Origin of the sequence: Alkalibacillus filiformis, from assembly GCF_030814115.1 — a bacterium.
GTDB lineage: Bacteria > Bacillota > Bacilli > Bacillales > Alkalibacillaceae > Alkalibacillus > Alkalibacillus filiformis.
This window is the reverse complement of the sequence record NZ_JAUSUP010000005.1, coordinates 14,630-40,025: the sequence shown is the minus strand read 5'-3', so window position 1 is coordinate 40,025 and position 25,396 is coordinate 14,630. Positions and strand designations below refer to the sequence as shown.

At 36.0% G+C, this 25,396-nt stretch carries 28 protein-coding genes; 11 read left to right on the top strand and 17 right to left on the bottom strand.

Annotated elements, in window-relative coordinates:
* The first annotated feature begins 102 nt into the window (after nucleotides 1-102).
* From J2R98_RS09280 to J2R98_RS09260, 5 genes are all read left to right on the top strand, one after another.
* Nucleotides 103-936 (top strand): lipoate--protein ligase family protein, encoded by an 834-nt coding sequence (locus J2R98_RS09280; protein ID WP_307068302.1) that lies wholly within the window; start codon nucleotides 103-105, stop codon nucleotides 934-936.
* Between the two features lie 80 nt (nucleotides 937-1,016).
* Entirely contained in the window at nucleotides 1,017-1,760 is a 744-nt protein-coding gene (hemQ, locus tag J2R98_RS09275) for a hydrogen peroxide-dependent heme synthase (protein WP_307068300.1), read from the top strand.
* A gap of 206 nt (nucleotides 1,761-1,966) precedes the next feature.
* A complete protein-coding gene (locus J2R98_RS09270; protein ID WP_307068297.1) occupies nucleotides 1,967-2,389 on the top strand; it encodes a cell wall hydrolase in 423 nt (140 codons plus the stop codon).
* Nucleotides 2,390-2,438: 49 nt separating this feature from the next.
* Nucleotides 2,439-3,257 carry a spore coat protein GerQ gene (gene gerQ, locus J2R98_RS14560; RefSeq protein ID WP_442319955.1) on the top strand — a complete coding sequence of 273 codons (819 nt, stop codon included), beginning with the start codon at nucleotides 2,439-2,441 and terminating at the stop codon, nucleotides 3,255-3,257.
* Between the two features lie 296 nt (nucleotides 3,258-3,553).
* A complete protein-coding gene (locus J2R98_RS09260) occupies nucleotides 3,554-4,069 on the top strand; it encodes a sigma-70 family RNA polymerase sigma factor (protein WP_307068295.1) in 516 nt (171 codons plus the stop codon).
* Nucleotides 4,070-4,483: 414 nt separating this feature from the next.
* Here J2R98_RS09260 and J2R98_RS09255 read toward each other — a convergent pair whose 3' ends face one another.
* The 3 genes from J2R98_RS09255 to J2R98_RS09245 all read right to left on the bottom strand — a co-directional run bounded on the left by J2R98_RS09255 (nucleotide 4,484) and on the right by J2R98_RS09245 (nucleotide 9,072).
* Nucleotides 4,484-4,651, bottom strand: coding sequence for a hypothetical protein (locus J2R98_RS09255; RefSeq protein WP_307068291.1), 168 nt, complete (start codon nucleotides 4,649-4,651; stop codon nucleotides 4,484-4,486).
* A gap of 152 nt (nucleotides 4,652-4,803) precedes the next feature.
* Nucleotides 4,804-7,896 (bottom strand): AAA family ATPase, encoded by a 3,093-nt coding sequence (locus J2R98_RS09250; RefSeq protein ID WP_307068289.1) that lies wholly within the window; start codon nucleotides 7,894-7,896, stop codon nucleotides 4,804-4,806.
* A gap of 24 nt (nucleotides 7,897-7,920) precedes the next feature.
* Nucleotides 7,921-9,072, bottom strand: coding sequence for an exonuclease SbcCD subunit D (locus tag J2R98_RS09245; RefSeq protein WP_307068287.1), 1,152 nt, complete (start codon nucleotides 9,070-9,072; stop codon nucleotides 7,921-7,923).
* 557 nt (nucleotides 9,073-9,629) lie between these two features.
* On the opposite strand from J2R98_RS09245, the gene J2R98_RS09240 reads away from it, so the two are divergent.
* Nucleotides 9,630-9,752, top strand: a complete 123-nt coding sequence (locus J2R98_RS09240; RefSeq protein WP_017184847.1) for a hypothetical protein — start codon at nucleotides 9,630-9,632, stop codon at nucleotides 9,750-9,752.
* 111 nt (nucleotides 9,753-9,863) lie between these two features.
* On the opposite strand, the gene J2R98_RS09235 is transcribed toward J2R98_RS09240, so the two are convergent.
* Nucleotides 9,864-10,505 carry an esterase/lipase family protein gene (locus J2R98_RS09235; protein ID WP_307068285.1) on the bottom strand — a complete coding sequence of 214 codons (642 nt, stop codon included), beginning with the start codon at nucleotides 10,503-10,505 and terminating at the stop codon, nucleotides 9,864-9,866.
* Nucleotides 10,506-10,794: 289 nt separating this feature from the next.
* On the opposite strand from J2R98_RS09235, the gene J2R98_RS09230 reads away from it, so the two are divergent.
* Nucleotides 10,795-11,301, top strand: coding sequence for a GNAT family N-acetyltransferase (locus J2R98_RS09230; protein ID WP_307068283.1), 507 nt, complete (start codon nucleotides 10,795-10,797; stop codon nucleotides 11,299-11,301).
* A gap of 106 nt (nucleotides 11,302-11,407) precedes the next feature.
* On the opposite strand, the gene J2R98_RS09225 is transcribed toward J2R98_RS09230, so the two are convergent.
* The 4 genes from J2R98_RS09225 to J2R98_RS09210 form a co-directional block, all read right to left on the bottom strand.
* Nucleotides 11,408-12,076: an SIMPL domain-containing protein gene (locus J2R98_RS09225; protein WP_307068281.1), complete on the bottom strand. Its 669-nt coding sequence runs from the start codon at nucleotides 12,074-12,076 to the stop codon at nucleotides 11,408-11,410.
* Between the two features lie 117 nt (nucleotides 12,077-12,193).
* The gene (locus tag J2R98_RS09220) at nucleotides 12,194-12,916 is read right to left on the bottom strand and encodes a YwaF family protein (RefSeq protein ID WP_307068279.1); all 723 of its coding nucleotides are present in this window, start codon (nucleotides 12,914-12,916) and stop codon (nucleotides 12,194-12,196) included.
* A gap of 28 nt (nucleotides 12,917-12,944) precedes the next feature.
* Complete coding sequence (locus J2R98_RS09215) at nucleotides 12,945-14,747, bottom strand: S9 family peptidase (protein ID WP_307068277.1); 1,803 nt, start codon at nucleotides 14,745-14,747, stop codon at nucleotides 12,945-12,947.
* Nucleotides 14,748-14,951: 204 nt separating this feature from the next.
* Nucleotides 14,952-15,737 (bottom strand): class II aldolase/adducin family protein, encoded by a 786-nt coding sequence (locus J2R98_RS09210; RefSeq protein ID WP_307068276.1) that lies wholly within the window; start codon nucleotides 15,735-15,737, stop codon nucleotides 14,952-14,954.
* A gap of 395 nt (nucleotides 15,738-16,132) precedes the next feature.
* Between J2R98_RS09210 and J2R98_RS09205 the strand changes: the two genes are divergently transcribed.
* Both J2R98_RS09205 and J2R98_RS09200 read left to right on the top strand, forming a co-directional pair.
* Complete coding sequence (locus J2R98_RS09205) at nucleotides 16,133-16,426, top strand: hypothetical protein (protein WP_307068274.1); 294 nt, start codon at nucleotides 16,133-16,135, stop codon at nucleotides 16,424-16,426.
* The gene (locus tag J2R98_RS09200; RefSeq protein WP_307068272.1) at nucleotides 16,426-16,752 is read left to right on the top strand and encodes a CHY zinc finger protein; all 327 of its coding nucleotides are present in this window, start codon (nucleotides 16,426-16,428) and stop codon (nucleotides 16,750-16,752) included. Before J2R98_RS09205 ends, J2R98_RS09200 begins: the two co-directional genes overlap by 1 nt.
* Before the next feature lie 2 nt (nucleotides 16,753-16,754).
* Here J2R98_RS09200 and J2R98_RS09195 read toward each other — a convergent pair whose 3' ends face one another.
* Nucleotides 16,755-16,994 carry a hypothetical protein gene (locus J2R98_RS09195; RefSeq protein ID WP_307068270.1) on the bottom strand — a complete coding sequence of 80 codons (240 nt, stop codon included), beginning with the start codon at nucleotides 16,992-16,994 and terminating at the stop codon, nucleotides 16,755-16,757.
* A gap of 182 nt (nucleotides 16,995-17,176) precedes the next feature.
* Here J2R98_RS09195 and J2R98_RS09190 point away from each other — a divergent pair, with 182 nt between their 5' ends.
* Complete coding sequence (locus tag J2R98_RS09190) at nucleotides 17,177-17,812, top strand: restriction endonuclease (protein WP_307068268.1); 636 nt, start codon at nucleotides 17,177-17,179, stop codon at nucleotides 17,810-17,812.
* Between the two features lie 214 nt (nucleotides 17,813-18,026).
* The gene (locus tag J2R98_RS09185) at nucleotides 18,027-18,464 is read left to right on the top strand and encodes an RDD family protein (protein WP_307068266.1); all 438 of its coding nucleotides are present in this window, start codon (nucleotides 18,027-18,029) and stop codon (nucleotides 18,462-18,464) included.
* Nucleotides 18,465-18,498: 34 nt separating this feature from the next.
* Here J2R98_RS09185 and J2R98_RS09180 read toward each other — a convergent pair whose 3' ends face one another.
* The 8 genes from J2R98_RS09180 to J2R98_RS09145 form a co-directional block, all read right to left on the bottom strand.
* A complete protein-coding gene (locus J2R98_RS09180; RefSeq protein ID WP_307068264.1) occupies nucleotides 18,499-19,101 on the bottom strand; it encodes a class I SAM-dependent methyltransferase in 603 nt (200 codons plus the stop codon).
* Between the two features lie 49 nt (nucleotides 19,102-19,150).
* Complete coding sequence (locus J2R98_RS09175) at nucleotides 19,151-20,014, bottom strand: DUF2628 domain-containing protein (protein ID WP_307068262.1); 864 nt, start codon at nucleotides 20,012-20,014, stop codon at nucleotides 19,151-19,153.
* Nucleotides 20,015-20,180: 166 nt separating this feature from the next.
* Nucleotides 20,181-20,750, bottom strand: coding sequence for a phospholipid scramblase-related protein (locus J2R98_RS09170; protein ID WP_307068260.1), 570 nt, complete (start codon nucleotides 20,748-20,750; stop codon nucleotides 20,181-20,183).
* 50 nt (nucleotides 20,751-20,800) lie between these two features.
* Entirely contained in the window at nucleotides 20,801-21,199 is a 399-nt protein-coding gene (locus tag J2R98_RS09165; RefSeq protein WP_307068258.1) for an RDD family protein, read from the bottom strand.
* Between the two features lie 436 nt (nucleotides 21,200-21,635).
* Nucleotides 21,636-22,082, bottom strand: a complete 447-nt coding sequence (locus J2R98_RS09160; RefSeq protein ID WP_307068256.1) for an RDD family protein — start codon at nucleotides 22,080-22,082, stop codon at nucleotides 21,636-21,638.
* A gap of 106 nt (nucleotides 22,083-22,188) precedes the next feature.
* A complete protein-coding gene (locus J2R98_RS09155; protein WP_307068254.1) occupies nucleotides 22,189-22,413 on the bottom strand; it encodes a superinfection immunity protein in 225 nt (74 codons plus the stop codon).
* Nucleotides 22,414-22,437: 24 nt separating this feature from the next.
* The gene (locus J2R98_RS09150) at nucleotides 22,438-23,571 is read right to left on the bottom strand and encodes a hypothetical protein (protein WP_307068252.1); all 1,134 of its coding nucleotides are present in this window, start codon (nucleotides 23,569-23,571) and stop codon (nucleotides 22,438-22,440) included.
* A gap of 27 nt (nucleotides 23,572-23,598) precedes the next feature.
* Nucleotides 23,599-24,507: a DUF2628 domain-containing protein gene (locus J2R98_RS09145; RefSeq protein WP_307068251.1), complete on the bottom strand. Its 909-nt coding sequence runs from the start codon at nucleotides 24,505-24,507 to the stop codon at nucleotides 23,599-23,601.
* Between the last annotated feature and the right edge of the window lie 889 nt (nucleotides 24,508-25,396).

Below are 25,396 nucleotides of genomic sequence, written 5' to 3'. Positions count from 1 at the left end.
CTTATGTCGATCAATTTGTAATTCATATATAAAGTGTTTTTTCCATTCTTGCGACGATTTGTTATAATGTAAGACAGCTTATATGAAGAGGAACGATCCAAGATGAACCATAAATTGTTAGACATTAATCAAATAAGGTTTGTAGACCATAGTGACCCTGGCCTATCAAGTATTTCGCAATCCTTCGCAACTGATGACGCGCTTTGCCTATCTGTCAGCCAGTCCAAAGAAACTGTTATGCGTTATTGGGTTCATGAACCAACTATCGTATTAGGTATTCCCGACAGTCGTTTACCATATATACAAGATGGCGTTCATTACTTAGGTGAACAAGGTTATAATGTGATCATTCGTAATTCTGGAGGACTTGCTGTTGCTTTAGATGAAGGGGTGTTAAACATCTCATTAATTTTCCCTGACACGAAGCAAAGTGACATTCATGATGGATACGAAGCCATGGTCGAATTTATAAAATGGTTATTCCAAGATGAAGAACCATTAATCGAAGCTTATGAAATCGAACAATCCTATTGCCCTGGCTCATATGATTTAAGTATCAATGGCAAAAAGTTTGCCGGGATCTCACAACGACGAGTAAAAAATGGATCAGCTGTTCAAATTTATTTATGTGTTGAAGGCGATGGGAGCGAACGTGCAGAACTACTCAAGCAGTTTTACAACAAATCTATAAATGGTGAGCAAACGAAATTTAACTACCCTAACGTTAATCCAGAAGTAATGGCCTCACTAGAACAATTATTAAACAAAAAAATAACCGTTTCACAAATAAAAGAGCAAATATTAAACCGACTAAGTACTGAACAAATTGATGTTATTCACCAACCGTTAAACGATCAAGAGTTAAACTGGTATGAATCAAGGTTGGAGTTAATGGAAAAACGTAACAAAGACATTCCGTTAACAAAACGTTCATAACCATATCTTTTAACCTCTAATGCAGCTTGTGATATATTATTGATGGAAGCAATACAAGAGACTTAAGGAGAGTGACATAAATGCCAGAAGCAGTAGAAACTTTAGATGGTTGGTATATGCTACATGACTTTAGACAAGTCGATTGGACAGCTTGGAAAAAAGCAAGCACAGAAGAACGCGAACAAGCTATTAGTGAACTCAATCACTTAATGGCGTCGTGGCAAGATGTTGAATCAGACAAGCTAGGTAGCTTTGGTTTTTATACAGTTGTCGGTCATAAAGCAGACTTACTATTTTTAAACGTTCGACCAACAATGGAAGAGTTAACAGAGTTAGAAACAGCACTGAATAAAACGAAAATGGCTGAGTTCTTTACACAACCTTATTCTTACGTGTCTGTTGTTGAACTTTCAACTTATATGGCACAAGGGAAAGACCCAGACACAGACCCAGAAATTCAAGCGCGATTAAAGCCTATTTTACCTAAATGGAATCACGTATGCTTCTATCCAATGGACAAGCGTCGTGATGGCGAAGACAACTGGTACATGATGTCTAAAGAAGACCGCGGAAAGTTAATGTATACTCATGGTATGACAGGCCGTAAGTATGCTGGTCATGTTCGTCAAATTATTACAGGAAGCCAAGGTTTAGACGACTGGGAATGGGGCGTAACATTATTTGCCCATGACACATTACAATTTAAGAAATTAATTTATGAAATGCGTTTTGATGAAGTGAGCGCTCGCTTTGCAGAGTTCGGCTCCTTCTATATTGGTCACCGCAAAGAACGTGAAGAATTAGAAAAAGTTATGCATGTTTAATACAAACTTTTTCTATAGCCTTAAGTCACCCGTTGACTTAAGGCTTTTTTTATTCTATTTCCCCGCTCTACGCACAGCATGTCCTACAAAAAATACGACTTTATAACTTGTCCAGACAAATTTCTTCATTTAGGCATTCATCATTTCCCAACTTCTACATATACATGAAATAGTGATGAATATTGTATAAAAGAGGTGGTGGTTAATTGGCACTTATAGCTTATACAGACGCGCAGCTTAGAGAACTCGCCCGCCTCATGCGTGCCGAGGCCGAAGAAGACGGAGAACAAGGTATGCTTTTAGTTGGAAACGTTGGCGTTAATCGAGTCGTAGCAGATTGTTTAGATTTTGAGGATATACGATCCTTGCCAGATATGATTTATCAAGCTCCTGGTGGTTTTGAAGCTATTCAAGAGTCTTATTTTTATCAACGTGCACGCGAAAAGGAAATTCGCCTTGCAAGAAGAGCAGTTCAAGGTGACCGGACTCATCCTGGACGATTCTCGCTATGGTTTTTCAGACCTCCAGGAGATTGTCCACCAGAATGGTTTGGTCAGCCATATGCAGGGCAGTTTGGTGCCCATTGTTTTTATGAGCCGTTTCCGGGAGAGTGCCCTGATATTCACTAAGTTAAGTGTTTTATTAAAAGATTTAAATATTTGAGGGAGGTTGATTTTTTTGGATCAGTCTAATAACAATCAAGAAAGACACCAAAATGAAGCAAACAGATCCAAGTCACCAAAACAGCCAAAAGGGGATGCTCATAAGCAACCCGCTAAGAAACCTTATCACCCTAAGGACTCTAAACAAGGGTGGTACCCAGACAAGAAGCACCCAGGGGATAAGAAAGGCCAACAGCCAAAATATGGTGATAAAATGCCACCTAAGTATGGCCAATCACCAAAAGCACCTGGTATAGGTTTCGACAAGAAAGGGCCCGACTACAAACCAACAGGTAATAAACCATGGGGTGGTCAACAAGGACAAAGCGGTATGCCTCCATATGGTGGTGGAATGCAACAACCGGGCGGTATGCAGCAAGGACCTGGCATGTACCCAGGTGGTATGGGACCTGGTATGCAACAACCAGGTGGCATGGGACCTGGCATGCAACAGCCGGGTGGTATGCAACAACCAGGAGGCATGGGGCCTGGTATGCAACAACCGGGTGGCATGGGACCTGGTCAAGGGATGCCACCGTGGATGCAAAATGGTCCACAACAACCTACGCAGCCGCAACCTGGTATTCCACGTGAACGTTCTTTCATTGAGAATATTTTGCGCCTAAATGAAGGAAAGCAAGCGACATTTTATATGACGTTTGAAAATAATGATGAATGGAACGCCATGATATTTGAAGGAATCGTACGCGAGGCAGGTAAAGACCATATTGTCGTTGAAGATCCTGAAAGCGGTAATTGGTATCTCCTATTAATGATTTACCTCGATTACGTTCAATTTTACGAAGAACTTGAATACGAGTATCCGTTTGCTTAATGGAAACAGCCAACTGTCATTTCAGTTGGCTGTTTTTTTAACACTTTTTCACTTGTTTAATCGATTTTACATATGAGAGTTATTTTCGCCAATTTTACAAATTGAAACACATTTCGCCAAAAACCTATAATTGGGTCAAAAAACAGCTGTTTTTTACATATTCGGTCAATTTTTTTGTAAAAAAATCTCAACTTCCTTGCCAGTTTACATTATTCTAAAAAATGACAAAACAACATAACGATTTTAAATAAATTATATGGGGAGTCTGAGCTGTCTTTTGACTGAGGTACGAAACCATGGACAACCGTTTAACCGACCAACAATTTGAAGACCTTTTAAAACAATATAACAATATGATTCATTACCAAATTCACAAACTTTTTATTAAAGATTATGAAGGTGAGTTTTATCAAGAAGGGGTTACTGCGTTATGGGAAGCTTACCTGAAATACGGTCAAGACCCGACTTTTCCCAAAATGGCTACCATTCACATTCGAAGTCGCTTAATCGATAAGATCCGAAAACATAAACGAGTCCAAGATCGAGAAACGTTTGACAAATATATCGATCACCAAAATCACCAAGTAGTAATTAATAAACAAATCGAGCATTTTGACCCTCACTTTTGGTCGACAGTTCGTCAAAGCTTAAGTGATAAACAATGGCTGTTTATTGAAAAAAGAATACTAAAAGGGTACTCCATAAAAGATATTGCTGACCAGGAACAAACAACAGTCGACGCAGTTAAAGGATGGGGACAAGCCGCAAAGAGAAAGTTACGTTCAGTTTTGAAAGACTATAATATAACTTAGGCAAAAGGATGACTGTCATTTCAGCCTGAAGCACTATTTAAATTCGACCTCCAAACTGTTTAGCATCAATTCATTCTGCTCTAGAATTAAGTTAGAACAAAAACGGAGGCGATTAAATGTTAGAACCTATGATTAAAGAAGCTATTATAAAAGATCTTCAGACAAAATATATTCAAACACCAAAGTATAACTATAAGAAACGAACATATTAATCAAACGTTTGATTAATATGTCTGAAAGGACTGAAACATAGTAATTTAGTTACTTTAATTGACATTATGCAAAAACACCCTTATATTTAAAGTATAAGAAGACGTATACATTTTTTGTTAAAATCATAAAATAAAAAGAGATAGGGTGCGATCAACACCCTACCTCATAAGCAGTATCCGCCCGTACAAGGCGTAGGCTGCACTATCTTGATGAAGATTCCTGACTACCTTGCTTCCGGTATAAGCAAGGTAGTTTCTTTTTGCCACCATTTATGAAAAACATAAATGGTATGACAATGAACTGAGCTTCGAGGGTGACGAATGTTATAGTTATAACTATTAACATAAGCGTCCATATTCGATCGCTCATAGGCATCACCTCCTCTCTCGCCTATGAAAGACGACTTGGAGGCTTGGCCTACTTACCTTGCTTAAACGGATACTGCTCACCCTCATTATATACAAAGGATGAGTTGATTTAAACTAAATAAACGAACATTCATTCGAATTCATACAACAGTCCTAGTTCACGACAAATTCTGTTTCACTATGTCCATCTTTAGTCTTTTTCACTTCTAAAATGGCTGGTATAGCAGCCTTTAATTCCTGGACGTGTGATATAACTCCAATCATTCTCCCCGACTTTTGAAGGTCAATTAACGTGTCTATTGCTTTATTTAACGATTCATCGTCTAATGAACCAAACCCTTCGTCTATGAACATTGTCTCGATTGATACACCACCTTGAAAGCTTTGAATCACATCTGACATACCAAGTGCTAAACAAAGTGATGCATTAAATTTCTCGCCACCAGATAGCGATTTAACGTCGCGAGCCTGTCCTGTATAAGCATCAAAAACATCAAGTCCTAAACCACTTTGACGTCCCCTAGCTTCTTGCCTATTACTTCTAACTAAATAATACTGTCCGTTAGAAAGTCTCCGCAATCGTTCATTTGCCGCTTCAATAATTTGTTCTAAATACTCAATTTGCAAGTATCGTTCAAACGAAAGTTTCTGTTCATTTTGACCACGCACTAAATTATATAGATCTGTTAATTGGTTAAGTTTCTTTTCTTTTTCAGCTGCTGCTTCATGGGTTTGTTCGATTTTCTTCCTCAGATTATTAAGATCTTCTAAATACCCAACATTCACATTGTACTGATTAAACACCTCTTCATAATGTTTTTTAACATTTACAAGCTGTTCTTCCAATACTTCAAGGTCAGGTTTTTCCTTCCCTTCTAACTGCTCTTCTAGATCTTTAATTCGTTCTGATAACACTTGAACCGATTGTCGATACTCATCAATTTCACGCTTTAACGTTTGACGTTCGCTCTCAGCCTTTTTCGATTGCTGGTAGTTATTAAAGTGTTCAAAAGAAGCTTCATCTAATTTCTCTTTGAATATTTCTTCGTAACGTAATCGTTTGCCTTTCAGCTCTTCTAAATGAGTTTTCGTACTTTGGAAACTAGTTTCTATTGTTGTTAAATTCTTATTAGCTTCTTCTAAAGCTTTTTGAGCTTGTTCCCATTGTTGTTGTAACTGATGTAGTTCCGTTTTTGTCGATTCGATTTCAGCCTCGATTTGATTAATGGAACGTAGCTGTTTTGGAATCACTTCTAAATGCTCATAATAAGCTCGTTCTTCTGATTGGTGATTAGCATTTAAATTGTAATAATGGCGTTCATGTTGTTCTTTTTGCTCCTGAACTTGTTTTATTTGCTCTTCTACTGACCGTGTTTCCTCTTTTATTTGATCAAGTTGCTGTTGTTGATCGGTTAATCGTTTAACTTCATTTGCTAGATCAACACCTAAGTCATGAACTTTAGTTAACGTTTGCTCAGGCTGCTTGACCGATTCTCCTGAGATTCGAATTTGATCTTCTGCTTGTTCAATCTCATGCTTTTTAGCTTCTAACTGTCCTTCCACTCGACTGTAATTTGCTTGAGCTTCATCAACTTGTTTTCTTAACGCTTCTAATTGATGTTTACTTGGTGCCTCACTCGTATTCATCTGCTTATTAGGATGCTCTAAACTACCACAAACAGGACAAGCTTCTCCGTCATGTAGCTGATGTGCTAGTATGGCTGCTTGACTTTCAATCCACTGTTGCTCAAGTTGCTCTTGATCCTTTTTCTTAGTTTCAAACACTTCACCATAGTGTTGAAGCTTTTGAACCAAACTCTCCTTAGCATTCAAAAGGTCTATATAGTTTTTAAATAAACGATACTTTTCCCTTTCTTCATGTAACTGTTGTTGTTTCGAATGGAGTGACTGTAATGAACCTTCATATTCATTAATCTGTTTCTGATTTTCATCTTTTTTTACTTGTAACTTCTGCAAGTTCTCCTTAGATTGCTTTAAAGCTTTGTCACTTTGTGATAATTTTTCAGCTAAATACTTTACCTTCTCTTCTCGTTGCTTTAATGACTGAACTTTTGGATATAAATCTTCTAACTGTTGTAATCGAGACTTTGCTTTTTCGCGATCCGTTTCTTTACCTTTTTCCTCATTATAAGTAGTCTCTGCCTTAGTTAACGCTTCTTTTGCCTTAAGCAGTTGCTCTTGTAATTGCTTTTCAAACTGCTGTTTTTGCTCGACTTCGCCTTTAATTTCTTCTAGCTGTCTTTCATATGGTTCAATTTGGCTAGCTTTTTCTGCTAACTCAAGTGATTCTTTCTTTTCCTTGATCGATTTTCCCTGTTGTTCTAATTCAACTAACTGGCTTCTCTTTGTTTGTAATTCATGATCTTTTTCATGAATTGATTTAGCTTCGTGGTACTGGGCGGTTACTTTTTCTTGTTGTTTACTTAACTGCTCTTTTTCATTATTTAATTGTTCAACACGCTTTTGATAAAATGATTTTTCTTCATCCATACCAGCTATTACTTGGTTAACGTTATAAAACTCTTGGTTAACAACTTGAAATAATAAAGACTCTTCACGGTTCGGTAACTTTGCGCTAATTTCATTTATATAATGATTGCGCAAATTTAATTCTTCCTCGCTATCTTTTTGTGCTTGCTCTTTTTTCTGACGAAGGTGTTCATTAAGTTTTTGATAATCTTCTGTTTTAAAAATTCTTCTTAATATTTCTTCTTTATTTTCTGTTTTAGACGTTAATAATTTACGAAATTCCCCTTGCGGAAGCATAACAATTTGTCTAAATTGTTCTTTCGTTAAGCCGACTAATTCTTCTACTCGCTTATTAATCTCTGAAACAATTTGTCGGTCTACACAAGGTTCTTCGTCGTCACCCTTTATTTTGACAAATTCATACTGGTCACCTGTTGCTGTTTTATTACCTTGTTTAACGTGCCCAAGCTGACGTAATATACGATAGACCTCTCCGTTTAACTCAAATAAGAGTTCAACACTTGTATGAACGTCATCATGAGCAAAATCACTCCGTAACATTTGATCACTTTCACGGTCTTCACCACTAGCTGCACCGTATAGCGCAAAGCTAATACCATCAAATATAGTCGTCTTCCCAGCCCCTGTTTTACCTGAAATAACAAAAAGCCGATTGTTTTCTAGTTCTTCAAAATCGATAACTTCTTTATCTTTATATGGACCAAACGCTGTTAACGTAAGTTTTAATGGTTTCATAACACGAGCCCCTTTCTTAATGACTTATGAGCGGTCTTCCTGTAATAAATTCTCAAATACTTCTTCCATAATAGATTCTATTTCTTCTGATGGTGCCTCTCCTTTTACGTCTTCATAAAACGCTTTAAACAATTCTTTGTCTGACAGTTTATGCCTTTCGATTTTGGGCTCGTTTTCCTCTTTGGGTTGATCTGAGCGAACTTGCTTTTCGATATGCAATGCATTTGGAAAAACAGATCTAATTTGCTCCATTGGAAAAAGAATGGTATGTTCATCAAGCAATTTTACAAACACATAGTCTTCATTCACGTCTTGTTTTAATAGGTCTTCTAAATAGCCTTCAACGGTCCTTAAATCTAAACGTGGCTTCAGTAACCTTTTTTCTACTTCGACTTGCCCTTCGCCGTCCATTTCAACAATTAAAAAGCCTTTATTATGATTCTCTTCAGATATAGAATACTTTAATGGTGAGCCTGAATAACGAATCGTTTCATCACCGACATAGTGTGCCTGATGTAAATGTCCTAACGCCGTATAATGAAACGGCTTAAACAGATTAGCATCAACATGTTCAGCTCCACCAATTGATAATGGCCGCTCTGAATCACTCGTGTTGTCCTTCTCTTCACCACGTGGCGTTACAAATAGATGGCCAACAAATACATGGCGAGCATGCTCGTCCATATGTTTCGTCATGTGATTAACTATTTTTTCAGTTGCTTCATGATGAGACCTTACATATTCATCATTAAACTTATTTCTAACGATACTCGGATCACAATATGGGACTAAATGAAAATGTACTTCCCCATGTGCATCGTTAATGACGACAGGATCATAACTAGATGATAGTTCACCAATTATATGTAGTCCGTTGTCTCTCATTATTTGACTACCGAAATTAAGACGACCTGGACTATCATGGTTCCCTGCTACAGCCACTACCGGAATCTTTAAGTCTAGTACAATTTCTGCTAAACAATCATTTAATAAATGAACCGCATCTGTAGGCGGTACTCCACGGTCATATAAATCACCTGCTATAATGACCACATCGGGTTGTTCTTCTTTAATTTCGTTTACAAATTGGTTCAAAATGTATCGTTGGTCTTCCGTCATGTAAACTCCTTGGACAAGCTTACCTAAATGCCAATCAGCAGTATGAAAGATTTTCACGCGCGATCACCCTCTTAATTTATCGTTATTATTATTTTAACATCAATAAATACAAACATACGTTCGTTTAATAATTTTAATTTTACCATTTATTCACATCAATGACTAGCATTAATCTAACACTAACTTTGTCGAAAAAAAACCGTCTATGTACTTGTTGCTGCAGTAAGATGTGAACTTGATCGAAAGCTAATTAAAAGTTGTGAGTGCCAATAAATTCTCCTGGGCGCCAGAATAAGGCTCGCGAGCGCCAAATAATTTGTCTATACCTATTAACAAATGAGACCAAATTCTACACAACAGTGACTATTACTCCACTATATAACACTCACATTCGACAACTTGTCCTATTATTGAATTATTGTTTGTTTTCTGAATATTTTAACAGAATGTCCAACTTTACACTTTGTTTATTGTCAGAAAGTTTTATATAATTAGACACTTTAATCAAAATGTAACTTTTTTAAGTTTTTTAGCGTCAAAATGTTTACAAAGTGGTAAAAGGTGGGTATACTTAAATATGGAAAGATAAGGATTCGCTATAAGGAGGCGATAACATGTTTGATCATCATATGCTTCGTGAAGCGATTGTTACAGATAAAAGAAAGCAATACACACAGCCAAGTAAAAAAGTTGAAAAGCCGTCAAGTTCAATCTTTTCGTTTTTCAAAATATTTTAATCATCGCACTCAAACTAGCGCAACATAGACATAGCAGCTTATAAGATTAATAGTTTGTTAGATATATAAAAGCCATCAACCTTCCCCTTTTGGTTGATGGCTTACTTTTATTCAGTGAATAAACTGTCCGTTTCTAAAAAAATAATCAACATGCTGAAACGTTTCTTCCGAGTGATGAATGCTACGATGTCCGTATGGTAAAACTTTAAAATCCTTCAGTCCTGGATAATAAACCGAATCGACTTCAATATACCCATCGTTATCACCAGGAATAAGTGGATTAAAAGACAATCTGCCTTTATTGCCAGCAATAGCCCCAATTTCAATGCCTGTATCATTTTGAAATTCTACATTATCTAAGTAGTCCGTGCTTAAAGATCTAACTGTGCGAAAAACATTAACATAGCCACGAACTTTACTTGCTAAGTCAGCTAGCTGACTACCTCTATTAGGTGTACCAATTAAAACACATCGGCCTATGTAGTCTAAGTATTTCGTATCGGTTAACAATTTTCGAATTACTAAACCACCTGTGCTATGTCCAACTAAATGTACTTTTTCATCAGGTCCAATACCTGACTGAACGATACCTTCTAACAAGTCTTCTACAAGAGTTACAATCACATCAAACTCATTAAACGTTAATGGCAAATCGGGAGTAAAGCAATCATAACCTTGCTTCTGTAAATAATCAGCCATCGTGTGCATATCTTTATCAGTACGAAAAAAACCGTGAATTAAAATGACCTTCATGCATAACTCCCCCTTTACACTTTATAACTATACTGTACTCATTTGGAAAAGTGATTTTCAAAGAAAACCACTTAAATATAGAAGAAAGTCATAAAATTGTAACGTTTGTATTATAGTAGTATTGCTTCTTTATTAGTACATACCCATTTTTTTAGGAAGAATGACACAAAACGGTGGAACAAGTTAACGAAAATTTCACAAGATGGCTCGTAATGCATGGAATGATTCGCCTAAACGAGACACAATAAGCAAGTCGCCGCAATAAATTTTTATATAAGGAGTCGAAAACATGAACACCATTTTAATCCGAGATGCTAGACGAGAAGAGATCCCGTTAATTAGACAGCAACGTGTAGAAGCTTATGAGCCTTATTCACAAGTTCTAACGGATGAACATTGGCAAGCTTTAAAAGGAACATTGTCATCAGAAAACGATACAAAAGAGGGTGTTGATCTGATCGTTGCTGAATTAGGCGACGAAATCGTAGGGAGTGTCGTCCTTTTCCCTGCTGAAACTGATGCATACGAATGGATCGATGCTTTACAATACCCTGAACTCAGAATGCTTGCCGTCATACCGAAAGGAAGAGGCCACGGAATTGGCAAAGCACTTGTACAAGAGTGTATAAAGCGGACTAAGCAAAGAGGTTACTCTAAAATGGGGCTACACACCGGGGAGTTTATGAAGTCAGCCATTCAGTTGTACGAACAATCCGGCTTCAAACGTGTGCCTGAACATGACTTCCAACCAGCTGATGATGGAGTGAATGTTAGAGCTTATGTTTTAGATTTATAAGATTAAGATCACAAGGCTAAACTTTCCGTATTTAAGAAGCATATATAGATAATAAAACAACGCAGAGAAAAGCTCTCTGCGTTTAACAATATACTAATTTACAGAACTAGGAGTAATAGTGGAACTTCGCAATAAGGTTAGCTTCTACCTCAATCATTCCAGGTTCTATAGGCGTAAGTGTTGGGGATTGCTCGAGGGTCAGAGTATATGGTGTGATTGGGTCACTAAACGCACCTTGTTCGTTAATTTCTATTGGTGTTGGGTCAAGCGTGACTTGCATAGCGCTCGTTAATGACATAGCCTTAAGAACCGCATCTTCCAAAGCTTCTTGTAAAGCTGAACGGTAAACGGCTTGCGGGTCCTTAACTGAAAAAGACAAACCCGAAACTTCATTTACTCCATTTCTAACCGCTTCATCAACAACTTCACCAACTAACCCAATATCATAGATCGTCACTTGAATACTGTTACGCACCTCATAGCCAATAAACTGCTGTTCTCCACCCACATACTGGTACTGAGGGTAGATTGTATAACTTACTGTTCTAATTTGTTCAGTTGATAACCCTATTTCTATAAGCTGATCAATAACTTGATCCATCGTTTTAGCATTTGTGGATTGAGAGGTAGACAACGTTTCACCTCTAGTTACAACCGTTAAGGTTACTTGCGCCACGTCAGGCTCAGTATTAATCACACCTTTTCCTGCCATTCTCAAAACACGGTAACCATTTAAATCATTGGATTGCTCATATGCATATTCTAATTCATACACTTACAAAACCACCTTTCTCATAAGTGCTCACATATCTACATATGACTTCACGCTTACAAGTATGACCGTTTATTACATAAAAAAAGCAGAGCTCTTAAACCCTGCTTTTCTCACTATTTACTGCTTTTGTATTTTATTTTCTGTCCAATACACAAACCCATAAATCAATAAAAATAAACCAATTGCGAGGATCTCAAGCGACAATATATACCACGGATATGGTCCTAAATAATCTAGAAAGGTTGCACTACTAGGTTTCCCATTTAGAAACATGTAATTTGAACCTAAAACATTATTAATATTCCAGACGACAAAAGCAATGATATTAAGGGCTACAAACGCTCTCCACACTGACCTAAAAGTCGGTTTGAATTCCTCGACCCATAGCATGTATAAACAAGCCAAAACGATTGCCATATGAGAGAGAAAGAACTGGAAGAACCGCATATGTGGGTAACCCAAAAATAATTCAGGTGTGATCATCGCAATCAATGCACCTGTCATACTAACGAAAAAAGCAATTTCAAACATGCGATAATCTTTTGTTAGTAACATAGCCGCACATAAATACATCGAAATTGAGCTTAGTTGAAGTGGTAGATTAACCGTAATGTCCCATTCCCCATGGGCAAAGTACCAGATGTGGAACGTGACTTCACCCAAAATTAGAACTCCGACTAAACTATATGTCCAAGCGACCGTACTCTGTTCACGGATCTTCTTACGATTGGAAAACAAATAAATTGCGACAACAAAAGTTAAAAGGAGCATCGCAATATGGGGAAGACCGAATAGTTCAAACGGATACTCCGTTCGTTCAAAGCCGAATAAACCCCACATTTACGATACACTCCTTTCAAAAGTAACGTTACACTTTTTGACTTACGGTTTGATGTTTCTCTAAAAATTGTAACATCGTTTGATAAACGTTTATTTCGTTTTCTTTCTTCGAGAAGCCGTGACCTTCATCATCAAGCACTAAATACTCAACTTCTCTTCCTGCACTTCGAAGCTTGTCGACAATTTGGTCTGATTCTTCTTTAACGACACGCGGATCCTTTGCCCCTTGAATAACGAGCATTGGTTTTTCCATTCCATCTAAATACGTTATTGGAGAGTCCTTCTCAAAACGTTCGCGATCTTCTTCTGGATCCCCTAACCAACGTTTCATAATCGGCTTCCAATGTTCTGGAACTGAGTTAACGAACGTAAATAAGTTCGATACGCCGAAAATATCGACAACTGCTTTGAAATATTCAGGGTGACGACCATGTAAAAGTAGTGCCATGTAGCCGCCATAGCTACCACCAACTAAGAATAGTCGTTCAGGACTTGAAATACCTTGTTCAAACAACCACTCAATAGCGTGAACATTATCAAGACGTGGCCCTTCTCCCCAGTCTTGTTCAACTAATTTAACAAATGACGATCCATAACCTGTACTTCCTCTAAAGTTCGGGCAGAAAATGGTATAACCTCTATTTATCAAACATTGGAACATCGCTCGATAGAACTTACGCTCAGCTGCTTGTGGACCACCGTGTGGCCAGAAAACCGTATGACCATTATCATTCTCAGGTTTGGCACGGAATAGTAAAGCTTCAATTTCCATACCATCATATGATTCGTATGTGACTACTTCTGGGTCAACCATTTCTTCTGGACTAACACCTAACACACGATTAGCCGTAATCTGCTTCCAACCAGACTCATTATATTTAAAAATATTATGCGGAATAACGGCACTACGACCTAATATATAGACGTTACCAGATTTAGCGACTTGAACTTTTTCAATGACATCAACTGGTGCATCGATATTTTCTAGTGTTCCATTTTTTACATCATATCGATATAAATAATCGACAACACCTTTTACTGTCACTAAATAAAACTGTTCTCGCTCTTTGTCATACTTTATGTCTTCAATACTCTCACTCTCAATTTCTAGCACTTTTTCAAACGTTTTATTCGTTAAATCAAACTTCGCTAAATAATTAAATTCACTTTCATAGTTTGTCACAAAATATATTGCTGTATTTCCAACAAATGTCGCGCCACCACTAACGTGAACCTTCTCACGATCTGGTGTTAAGTCAAAGACACCTTCCTCCGTCTTAACAAAGGCTATTGAGTATGTATTCGCTAAGGTTGTTGAGAAAACAAGTGACTTCTCATCCTCAGAAACAGCTGTTAACAAAGTCGGCCCCATTTCACCTTCATGCACTAAGTCATCTTGGCCCGTTTCTAAGTTTCGCACGCGCGTGTTGAGAAAGCTTGGGTTATCTTTAGACGTCACGTAATATAAACGTTCACCATCTTCTGATAAATGTGCATAAAAGTACTTATCTTCTGAATCACCTGTAACTAATGATTGTGGCAATCCACCCTCAGGTGAGACAGCGTAAATTTGATAATTTTCATCACCATCGCGATCAAACCCTGCTAAAACGTAACGTCCTTCTGGGTCAAACTTTAAGAAGTTACTCGATTCATCTTGATGAGCAAACAGGTATGGATATTGATCGGGTAAATTCATCGCCCAAATGTTCATCGTCCCATTCAAGTTCGAACTAAATAACAAACGGTCTTCATTAGGACTTACAGTAAAGTTAGAGATGACATATGAACGAAAAAACTGTTCTACAGTTGGCTTTGGAAATTTAATCAATCGTATTCCCCCTCAGTTATTTTTTGAATATTCATTATTATTATAAACGAAAATTCAGTTAAATTGAAACAGTAGCTCTATAGACCTTGTATATCCGACAAAATATGATTTATTTCCCGAGAAATAACCAATCTTCTTCATAAAATTGATTTTTCTATCCATCAAAAAAGGCGAACTCGATATATCGAGTTCGCCTAGAATAGCTTAATTCAATAATTCAGGCTCTTCTTTAATAATTCGTTGCCAAAGCGGTTGGAAACCTTCCCATCCATCAACCTCACGACCTACTTGACTAGCTGTGTGAGCAGCATCGTCTGAGGCAATCGGATTGACGATTCCAGCCGATTCAGCTAACAGTTGTGACTGACAAGACCTTTCCATCGTAATGAACCAAAAAGCTGCAGTATCAACCGATTGACCAACCGTTAATAAACCGTGACTTCTTAAAATAACAGCCTTGTTACGACCAAGAGCTCTTCCTATACGCACCCCTTCATCTTCATCAAGGGCGACACCTTTATACTCATCAAATATAGAATGATCATTATAAAATGTACAAGCATCTTGTGTTAACGGGTCTAGTAACTTACCACTTACTGACCAAGTCTTACCATAGACTGAATGTGCATGAGCTGAAGCAACTACATCTGGTCGAGCTTCATGTACAGCAGAGTGGATCGCAAACGCCGATTTATGAACTGAATATTTACCTTCTACAACTTCACCAGAACTATTAACTAACACAAGGTCTGAAGCCTTAATGTGATTAAAATGCATACCGTATGGGTTTACCCATAAGTGGTCTGTTAATTCTGGGTCACGATACGTAATATGTCCGGCTACCCCTTCTGAAAATCCAAACTTTCCAAACAACCTAAAGGCAGCAGCCAGCTTTTGTTTATTATGTTGACGCTCTTCTTCGATCGAGTTGAAAACGGGTTGTTCAAGGTAGTCTTTTATACCTTTCCCTACTACTTTTTCGTTTGTCACAATTTGCCTCCTCACGCATTATAATTCTAATTGTACCTTTTCAGCGACATCTTCTGGTACTCAGTCTGTCCATAGGTCCTCATTCCAAAATTTAATTGTAGCTTCTCTAGGCGATGTACGTTCTTTTACTTACCATCAATTTAGACGAGAATTGCCCTATTTGCCTATCCGCTAACAAAACCATGTTCATTCTATTTTATTACACCACATTAAACAAACTAGATAGAGGTCATATTAACTTTAAAAACAGTCAAAAGAATGGTTATTTTAAACCTGACCTAGTATTTAGATTGAATTTCGACAATATTCTTTAAATTTCGATTGATGTGTAACATAAAATACAAGTTTGCATTTAAGATTTATGTTAAATTAATAGATAAGGAAGGTGAGACATCATGGAACTAATTAGTAATGTATGGACTAGTATGATTGTAGTGGGAATTATTTTATTTCTAATTTTAGTTATAGTAGATCGAGTGCGAGGGAAATCGACAAGCCGAGCAACGAGAGAACTGCAAACATCCAGTTTCTTTACCTTTGTTATGCTTGTTACATCTGTGTTAGCGGTTATTGAGATGGGATTTACATACCTTTTCTATATTAGTCTTTTATTCTCCGCAGCTGGTGTTGGAATGATTATGTTGGCAGTCAGAAAGTTAAACAAAGGATCTCATAAGGAGGGGGCTTAATGCTCATCCATGGTAAACATGTGTTTGGAAGTATAGATGAAGAAACGCGATGCAACCATTACAACACCGAAGTCGACCGAATTGCGATTAAATTCAAATGTTGTAATGAATATTTTCCTTGCTATAAGTGTCATGAGGAACATACTAGCCACGCTATCGAGAAATGGGGCAGGGATGAACGAGATAAGAAAGCAATTTTATGTGGTTCATGTGGGGATGAATTAACGATTCGTGAATACATGAACCACGGAACAAATTGCCCAAAATGTAACGCTCAATTTAATATAAACTGCCGTATGCATTACCATCTTTACTTTGAACTATAAAATTAGAAAATGCCTAAAGCTACTAATACAACAACTAAAAACAATAATGCGGATGCCACCATGAAAGAAACCCCATTAAACTTCGATCCGGACTTAAAATTCTCAACACCGATTAATAAGACTAACAAGCCAATTAATGATGTAATGAGTAACGGTGACGTGTTTACTGTATTAGTAAAATAATTTAACACAATTAAAAGGAAAACAGATATTGAAAGCATAAAGTTAACTTTAACTAGCATTTTGAACACCTCTTAATCTCTTATTACCACATACATTCTACTATGTTTTGGGACATTTTAAAAAGGAAATCTTCTCACATTCCCACCATTTATGTTAATTTACGTGTAAGTGTTACACAAAGGGTAGTGGTAAAATGTGTTATTTCATCTCTTTTGGACATAATATTCTTGAGGTGAAAGGTGTGAATAAAAGAAAGAACAAGAAGACAGATCCACTATTAATCGGGATTTTAATAGGTGTATTTGTAGTAGCTTTAACGTTTGACTTACTTAAATGGACATTTAACATCCCAGGTATTGCTTGGGTAGCTACAGCTGGGATACTAGGGTTAATCTACTTTGCTCGTACCTACTTAAATGAGCGTAAGCGGGCACGCATCATTGAATATAGAAGACAGTACTTACAAAAACACGGAGATCTTGAACAGTTAAAACAAATGTCCCCTAGCGAATTTGAACAATATATTAGTGACCTGTTCGTACAAATGGGCTATAACGCCTTTGTGACAGAACCTAATGGAATGCCTTGTGAAGATTTAATTGTTTCTTTTGATGACTTCTTTGCAACTGTCGTTTGCCGAAATGGCGAAAGTATAACTGTTACACCTGAAGAAATTAAAAAATGTGAATCATCACTTGAAAAATCAAATGCATCGATTGCCTTCTTCATTACGACAGGCGATTTCGAAGAACAGATACACTCACAATCAGTCAAATTAATTAATGGGCAAGACTTAATGAAACTAATTAATGAGGTAACAGCCGAGACAAAAGGTGGACAATTGTATCAACCTCTTAAGCTTTTGCACATCCAATAAAATTTAATATTGTTTTGACTCGTTCAAAGTTTAAAATATGTTATACAAGTGTTAAAGTTGGAATGGTTGTTATTAGATTGAGCGAGTCATTTTCTTTTGTATTTCCATATGTTCTAGATGAATGACAGAGAAATAACAAGAATAGTATAATAACAAACAGATACATAAACTCTCAATCTATTAAGTTACATCTTTAAGTAAAGGTGGTTTTCATATGCAACAACTAGATTCACCAGCAGGATTTTGGATTAGATTAATTGCTTTATTAGTCGATGGAATTGTATTAATGATTACAGTTGGGATCATGACTTCAATCGTGTACGGGCAGTTTTTCATGGAAAGAGAAACAATCTTCGAGTTTATCGAGCCAATTTACTTCGTCATACTTCCAATTCTATGGACCGGTTATACATTAGGGAAACGTGCTATGGGAATTAGAATCGCTAAAATTGATGGGACTAAGCTTGGGTTAGGCGCCATGCTTTTGCGTGAGATTGTCGGTGGACTAATCTATGTCTTAACGTTCGGAATAGGTGTCATTGTCAGCATTTTCATGGTTGTATTCCGAGAAGATAAGCGTTCAATTCATGATTTAATCGCTAAAACATACGTTACTTATAATGAACCGTATGAATTAAATCAATACAATTAATAAATTCCCGCTTTAATAAGCGGGAATTTGTTTTTTAAACTTTTTGAATGATGACTTGAATGACATGGCTAAGACCATAATGACGATCTCCTTCATATCTTTCAGCTTCACCATAGAAATAATGGAGACATTTATACGGTTCGATCCAGTCTAATACTTCTTTAGGATGATACAATAACTCTTCTGACTTCGGACCACCTGATTGGTAAGGAAGTTGATCATGTGAATATACCTCAAACATGATGTAACCACCTGGTTTGACTGAATCAATCATATTTTGAATAAAAAACGATTGATTTTGTCTTGGCACATGTCCAAACACCATAACAGCCGCGTCATATAAATTCGGCTCCACAGTCTCCTTAATTAGGTCTTTTTGATTCGTTTTAACATCAACTTGTCTTTCTTTAGCTAATTCTTTCGTTTTTTCTAAACCAACCTCTGATTGATCGTAAGTCGACACATCATATCCATTTTCAGCTAAATAAACAGCATTTCTCCCTTCACCTTCAGCAAAACAAACTACTTTAGCTCCGTCAGGGATTACACCGCTATAAGCTTTAACAAACTCGTTCGGTTCTTTACCATAAATAAACTTCTTTTCTGAGAAGTTTTCGTTCCACATTTCCTTTGACATTTAACCTTCACCACCTATGAATTCAAAAGCTCTCGCAACGATTATTGTATTACTTAAATAAGTTATTTAACAAATTCCATGCTTCATCACCCGTCATCAAATAGCCATCCACTAACACTTCTGACATTACTGCTTGATAAGCGTGAGGATTGACTTCAAACACGAGCGTGACTTCATATATCTCATCTCTTTGTAGTAACGTTCCGGTATAGACAACTTCTTCTGTTACTCCTTCAAGATCGTTCGTATTCCACTGACCAAACATAAATTGCTCATCAAACACTTCACCAATCGTGCGCCCATCACCTTCAATCGTAGAGCGACTAACAATGTCTACTGTTGAATAGTAACTTCTAGGCTCTATCCCAACAGGTTGTGCTTCTTCGACTCTGTTTTCAATTGCATCAACAACGATTAACAACGCCATACTGAAAACCGCTAAAGCTAACAACGCTAAAACACTAGATATGAAGGACGTCTGCCCTGTCTTTTCTGCTCCGGTCACTTGTGCTTCCCTTGAAACTGGTGTGTAAGCTAGAATTTTAACGTTGCGATAGACATGAACCATATAAAACTGATTCCCTAATGCACCAATAATTAAATGGGCGGCTAAAACGGTTCCTCCAACGGCTAATAAAAACCAGTCTGCAGAATGTTCGTGCAACTGCCGATAAACTAATACGCCGACTATAACAGCTTTGAGAAATGCAAAAGCTAATGCATGACGGTTCATTTTCCGATAAGCTAACCACATGACACCAAATGAAAACGCAGCAAAATTCCACGACAATTTCGACTGCTTTCTGTTCATATCTGTGAAACTTTTTATATAATACCAATATTTCTTACCTATATAATCTTCAACAAGCTCCTCATCCATACGGAAAACTCTTGGCCCTGTTTGTGAATTCAATTCTTTCTCTCCATTCAGCTTTCTGACTTCATACAATATTTTATTAAAAGCCAAAAACAAACATGACAATGGAGGTTAGCAAACACGGTCATAAAACAAAAAACGTCTTAAGTCATATATGTGACTTAAGACGTTCAGTTATTTCACTAATCTCTTACACTATCGACTAATTAAAGTGAATAAAATCTATTAAAATGATAGCTCCTAGTAATATCTTTTTATTTTCTACTGACAACTCACGATCTATTTTCATACCGAAGAAGTTATCACTTTTAACTAACCGTTTAATATTATCAGGCCATTTCTTTTCAATAACCCCTACTTCTTCCCGACTCATATTTTCAATATTAAAGGAACGAGCCCAAACAATACTAGAGGACAATTCAAAGCATGGTTCTTGATCCTTATCCCTTACGATATACCTATTTTCTATAAACGATTTTTCTATACTACCTAATAAACCATAATCATCGTGAATATCTAACTTATGGTTAGTTAGCCTAAATGGTTTCTGTAGTCTTATATATTCTCTATTACCTTGGAATACAACCATTTCAAAAGAACGCCTTACTGAAGAAAGTAACCTAGTTGAGAGCCCTTTACTTCTTTCTTCGATTCTTAAAATCTGCTCACCTTCACCATTTTTTACAAGATACTCATTTAATCGAGCAAAGCCACTAAGCTCTACTTTATTCAATTTATCTACTAAAATTAATTGTTCATTTTCTAAAGCCATTTCCTCTCTCCTTCTCGATACAAAACAACAGTAACTTCTTCTGAACGTTTCTACTGCACTTTTTTAACTTCAGTTTTCGAGATAAACTCACCCAACCTCTTTCTGAAGAGAATGATCGGTATAACACCCCAGCCAGCAACATAATCAATTGGACGAAATATATTCCTTATGACTAATTGCTTAGTTGATATTTCAGTCGATCCAGTCCTTGAATCGACAACTTGAAGTTTCATAACTCTTTTCCCAATTGTTTGGGAAGTTTTATTTTCTAGATATAGTCCATACAAAATATAAATAATGAAAATTAAAGCAATCGTATAAAAGCTTTGCCAAGCTGAATTAACTTGGTTTGTTAAATGTCCACTGATCATGACAATTGTTATTATTACCAAGGTAAGAATCACATGATCAATAATTCCTCCTGTTAACCTTCTTAGGATAAAAGACATGTTAACCATCCTTTAAATATAAGTAAGTTTAAAATTCGCACCGTCTATTGGAATAAGTTTACATCGGTTTAAGTGTTATATGCTGTCATATTATTGTTCTTTACCTGGTCATATGACGAGCCTTCTATATATCTATATTTAAATCTAACTACATACCTACTAAACACCTAAGAAAGGAGTAGATACAAAAAGGTATATTACAATGACCCAACAAATGAAAATTAATGTACTAAGCACTAATAAAAGTGGGTTTGATCCTTTTTTATAAGCAATGATCAGTAGTATTAACTGTATGGGCACTGAAATCCAAACTAAAACTCCGATTGCAGACTTAAAAAGAAATGGTAATGGTGGATAGTTGAATATGGTTAATAACCTTAGTATCATAAAGGGTAATAAGCCGAAAAATATTGATAGGAGTGCATAACTATTTTTCTTAAAATACCTTTTCACTATCTCTCCCACCTTTAAGTGATTTTATTCTATCTATCTTTCTTACTTCAGTTTTCGAGATAAACTCACCCAACCTCTTTCTGAAGAGAATAATCGGTATAACACCCCATCCAGCAACATAATCAATTGGACGAAATAAATTCCTTATGACTAATTGCTTAGTTGATATTTCAGTCGATCCAGTCCTTGAATCGACAACTTGAAGTTTCATAACTCTTTTCCCAATTGTTTGGGAAGTTTTATTTTCTAAATATAACCCATACAAGAAATAAAGAATAACAATTAAAACTACTAACGTATAAAAGCTCGGCCACGCTAAATTAACTTGATCTGTTAAATGCTCACTGATTATGACAATTGGTAATATTACCAAGGTAAGAATCACATGATCAATGATTCCTCCTGTTAACCTTCTTAAAATAATAGACATGTTAACCATCCTTAATCATCTTCTTTATATCCAAACTCAATATTATGATTAGAACGTAAACGCAATAACTGAAGCCAAACGAAAAGACCTCGCCTAATGACGAGCCTTACATTCTTTTTGGCTTTACTGCATTATACATCTTGTCTTGCGGATCGTCCTTTAACGCTAAGTAGAGCGCTACAAACCACCCAACGACATTCCAGCTTAAAAAAGCATTAATACAAAATATCATGACGCGGTTATGCTTGTTTCTCTTAATCGCTATATAAGATGGGATGAAATGAATTGCAATAAAAAAAGCCAATCCTAATAAACCAATCATTGTATCCATAAGATCTCTCCCCAATTCTATAATCTATCTTTCAAGCCCTACATTAGGGTTCAACAACAACTCTCTAGGTAAAATATTCTCTAATTGATACTGATTTGTAATTTCTAGATCATGGTTCATAACCAATAAATAATATCCCTCATCAAAATATCGGAAGATAACATAAAGGTTATCGTCTATCACTTCTATATCTATTGTTACGATATCTTCCTCTAAAGAAACCATATTATAATCATCCGTTACAATATCATAAGATGCTACATATTTGTCATCTTCCTCATAGCTCAAATCTTCCTTCAACATATAAACACTATTTTGATTTGCAGCTATTTGGGTTATTTCCGTATCTTCCATCCTAGTAAGCTTGTGCACTGATGTATCGTTAATTTGCGTCAGGAAATATCTATCGTTCTGAACAATAGCGGCTAATAACCCATGTTCTTCCGTTAAAGTCATATCAACTAGGCGAGTATTTGTTTCTTGTATCATCTCTTCGATCGTAAACCGATTTAAATCAATTTCATAAATTGTCGTATCACCATCACGATTCTCACAAGATACATAGGCTTGTTCATTCAATCCAGTTAAGCTTTGACAATCCCCGTTCAACTCTTGCCTAATTATAATTTTTTCAGTATCAAGGTCGAAAATGGCTATTTCATTACCAGAGTATGATATCGATAAAACTACATTTTGATAGGTATGAAAGGTACCAAGACCTGGATAAAAATCATGTTCTTCCGAAACCCTATACTTCTGATCCTCACCATCTTCGTTGATCTCAATGAAACCGAAGAAGTGAGCAACTGGATAAAATTTTGGTTCTAAAGCATAACTCATAATGATTGAATTTCTCTCTGAGTTAATTTGCGCAGCCATCGTATTACCTCTAGTCTCTAGTTGGAAGCTTTCTGTTTTTTCACTTTCATCAAACCCATGTACTCCCCGCATACCGCTTATAATTAATGAGTTTAAGTTCATTTCCTCTTTATATTCAAACTCACTTTTATGAATAGAATACTGGACGTAAAACATAATGACTAAAGTCAATATCAATAGGATTGTTATGATCGAGATGAGTACGATTTTTACTTTTTTGTTTTTAAGTATTTCTAACAAAATAAGCCATAGTAAGTTTTTATTATTATTTCCTCCCATTAACCCACCTTCTAAAGATATATAAAATTAATTAAAGATTTCAAAAAACATATGTTCAGTTTCTTCTTGGGATAACGGAGTACCATCAAGCGAAATCTGGTAGTACCATACTTCATACGTTTCGGTATTAACATCAAATATAATTTCCACTTCATCAATATGATCTTCTTGGTTCCAACCAGTACCAGTATATACAACTTCCATCCATTCATCTTCAAAAGGGTAAGATTCCCATTCACTTTGATCAAACTGATCATCTAAGGCGCGTTCTATAGGTGTTGTATCCGTTTCTGAAACGGTTGTAACTTGAACAATTTCGATAGCCGACATGTTTTCAAAGTCATAACTGCCATAAACATTCTCTGCAATATAATGAACGGATGTGTTGGCGATGATGAGAATAATATGTGCAACGACGATTGCCCAAATAGAGGTTCTTCCCTTAGTCCTCACGGTTTTAAACTGTTCCTTTTCATCATCTATATTACGAGTTATTAATGCAATATCTTTATCAACTTTCTTCATGTAGAGATAATTACCAAACATACCCAACAAAACTCTATATAGTATAACAATGCTAAGTAAAATATAAATCATAAGATCTTCTGAAAAACCTAAATAAATCAATTGAATAAATATTAGTGAAATAACTAGCAAGCTAATATAATACCCTGCAGCTAAACCATACATTTTACGAAATGCTAACCAATATATATCAAGGAAAAACGAAGCAAAATTCCAAGATAACTTGGTATCTTTTTGCTTAAATTTACTGAATTTACTCTTATAGTACTCATCGTTACGACCGATGTAATCTGATGTTAATTCGTCGTGCTTCTTTTCCAACTCTTCCTCTATTGAACGACGGTCATAAACCTTTGTGTCTTCCTCTACTTGAGTTGTATCATCATGATTTGAACTATTATTTTGATCCACCTTACTTCCTCATTCCTTTCTATACTTTAATAATCACCCACAACATGAACTAAAGGTTCTGGTCACTAATACTCATCTCTACAAAACAATATTTCGACACATTACTACAAATTTCCTCTTTAATAAGAAAATTTTTCTTATTTTTATTGTATCTTTGTTAGGTTGGTTAAGAAGATTTGTTATTAGAGTTATAGTTTATTGAGATGAGGAAGTTCAACTGTTCGGCAGGGGTTCTACAAAAAAGAACCTTGAATGGCATATAGCCAAACAAGGTATCTCACTACTTTCAATATTTTAAACCTATTAAAAAAAGATAGATGATAATTAAAACCAATAACAAATTATATATACTTATCACAAAACTAATAATTAATAATAGGATATTTTCTTTTGATTTCACCGCTTTAACTAAACAAAATATGTGAACAATATATAATATTACACTTAGCTCAACCGGCCTGTAAAAGGGCTCAGTTGTTAGTATCATTGATTTATACCAAAAGTAAATTGATAGAATTGATAATAATAATGAGCAGCTTGCGTAGAGGCAACTGCGATTTAAAACCTTTTCTTTTATCATAATGAGTTACCGCCTTTACTAACGATTTTGGAAACACCAACCCGGTATGATATGATCTGCAAGCCTGCTATTTCTATCTTGGTCATTAATTACTAATACCTATAGAAATTAATACTAATATGACTACTAAACAAGGGAGGTTTAATATACTAACAATAGTGTTAAAACCTAATAATATTAAGTTATTACGATATTTTATTGCTTTAATCAATAAAATTATATGTGCTAAATGAAATATAAAGATCTATTAATAAAAACCTAAAGACATAAGCGATAAAATTATAAGCATGTTAAATAGAAATAACAATA

Bases quoted from the DNA above. Each gene is read 5' to 3' on its own strand.
- J2R98_RS09150 (WP_307068252.1), bottom strand. From the start codon at position 23,571: ATGGGAGGAAATAATAATAAAAACTTACTATGGCTTATTTTGTTAGAA.
- J2R98_RS09165 (WP_307068258.1), bottom strand. From the start codon at position 21,199: ATGTCTTTTATCCTAAGAAGGTTAACAGGAGGAATTATTGATCATGTG.
- J2R98_RS09235 (WP_307068285.1), bottom strand. From the start codon at position 10,505: ATGAAGGTCATTTTAATTCACGGTTTTTTTCGTACTGATAAAGATATG.
- J2R98_RS09205 (WP_307068274.1), top strand. From the start codon at position 16,133: ATGGAACTAATTAGTAATGTATGGACTAGTATGATTGTAGTGGGAATT.
- J2R98_RS09170 (WP_307068260.1), bottom strand. From the start codon at position 20,750: ATGGCTTTAGAAAATGAACAATTAATTTTAGTAGATAAATTGAATAAA.
- J2R98_RS09255 (WP_307068291.1), bottom strand. From the start codon at position 4,651: ATGAGCGATCGAATATGGACGCTTATGTTAATAGTTATAACTATAACA.
- J2R98_RS09220 (WP_307068279.1), bottom strand. From the start codon at position 12,916: ATGTGGGGTTTATTCGGCTTTGAACGAACGGAGTATCCGTTTGAACTA.
- hemQ (WP_307068300.1), top strand. From the start codon at position 1,017: ATGCCAGAAGCAGTAGAAACTTTAGATGGTTGGTATATGCTACATGAC.
- J2R98_RS09230 (WP_307068283.1), top strand. From the start codon at position 10,795: ATGAACACCATTTTAATCCGAGATGCTAGACGAGAAGAGATCCCGTTA.
- J2R98_RS09260 (WP_307068295.1), top strand. From the start codon at position 3,554: ATGGACAACCGTTTAACCGACCAACAATTTGAAGACCTTTTAAAACAA.
- J2R98_RS09180 (WP_307068264.1), bottom strand. From the start codon at position 19,101: ATGTCAAAGGAAATGTGGAACGAAAACTTCTCAGAAAAGAAGTTTATT.
- J2R98_RS09195 (WP_307068270.1), bottom strand. From the start codon at position 16,994: ATGCTAGTTAAAGTTAACTTTATGCTTTCAATATCTGTTTTCCTTTTA.
- J2R98_RS09155 (WP_307068254.1), bottom strand. From the start codon at position 22,413: ATGGATACAATGATTGGTTTATTAGGATTGGCTTTTTTTATTGCAATT.
- J2R98_RS09250 (WP_307068289.1), bottom strand. From the start codon at position 7,896: ATGAAACCATTAAAACTTACGTTAACAGCGTTTGGTCCATATAAAGAT.
- J2R98_RS09200 (WP_307068272.1), top strand. From the start codon at position 16,426: ATGCTCATCCATGGTAAACATGTGTTTGGAAGTATAGATGAAGAAACG.
- J2R98_RS09160 (WP_307068256.1), bottom strand. From the start codon at position 22,082: ATGTCTATTATTTTAAGAAGGTTAACAGGAGGAATCATTGATCATGTG.
- J2R98_RS09240 (WP_017184847.1), top strand. From the start codon at position 9,630: ATGTTTGATCATCATATGCTTCGTGAAGCGATTGTTACAGATAAAAGA.
- J2R98_RS09185 (WP_307068266.1), top strand. From the start codon at position 18,027: ATGCAACAACTAGATTCACCAGCAGGATTTTGGATTAGATTAATTGCT.
- J2R98_RS09280 (WP_307068302.1), top strand. From the start codon at position 103: ATGAACCATAAATTGTTAGACATTAATCAAATAAGGTTTGTAGACCAT.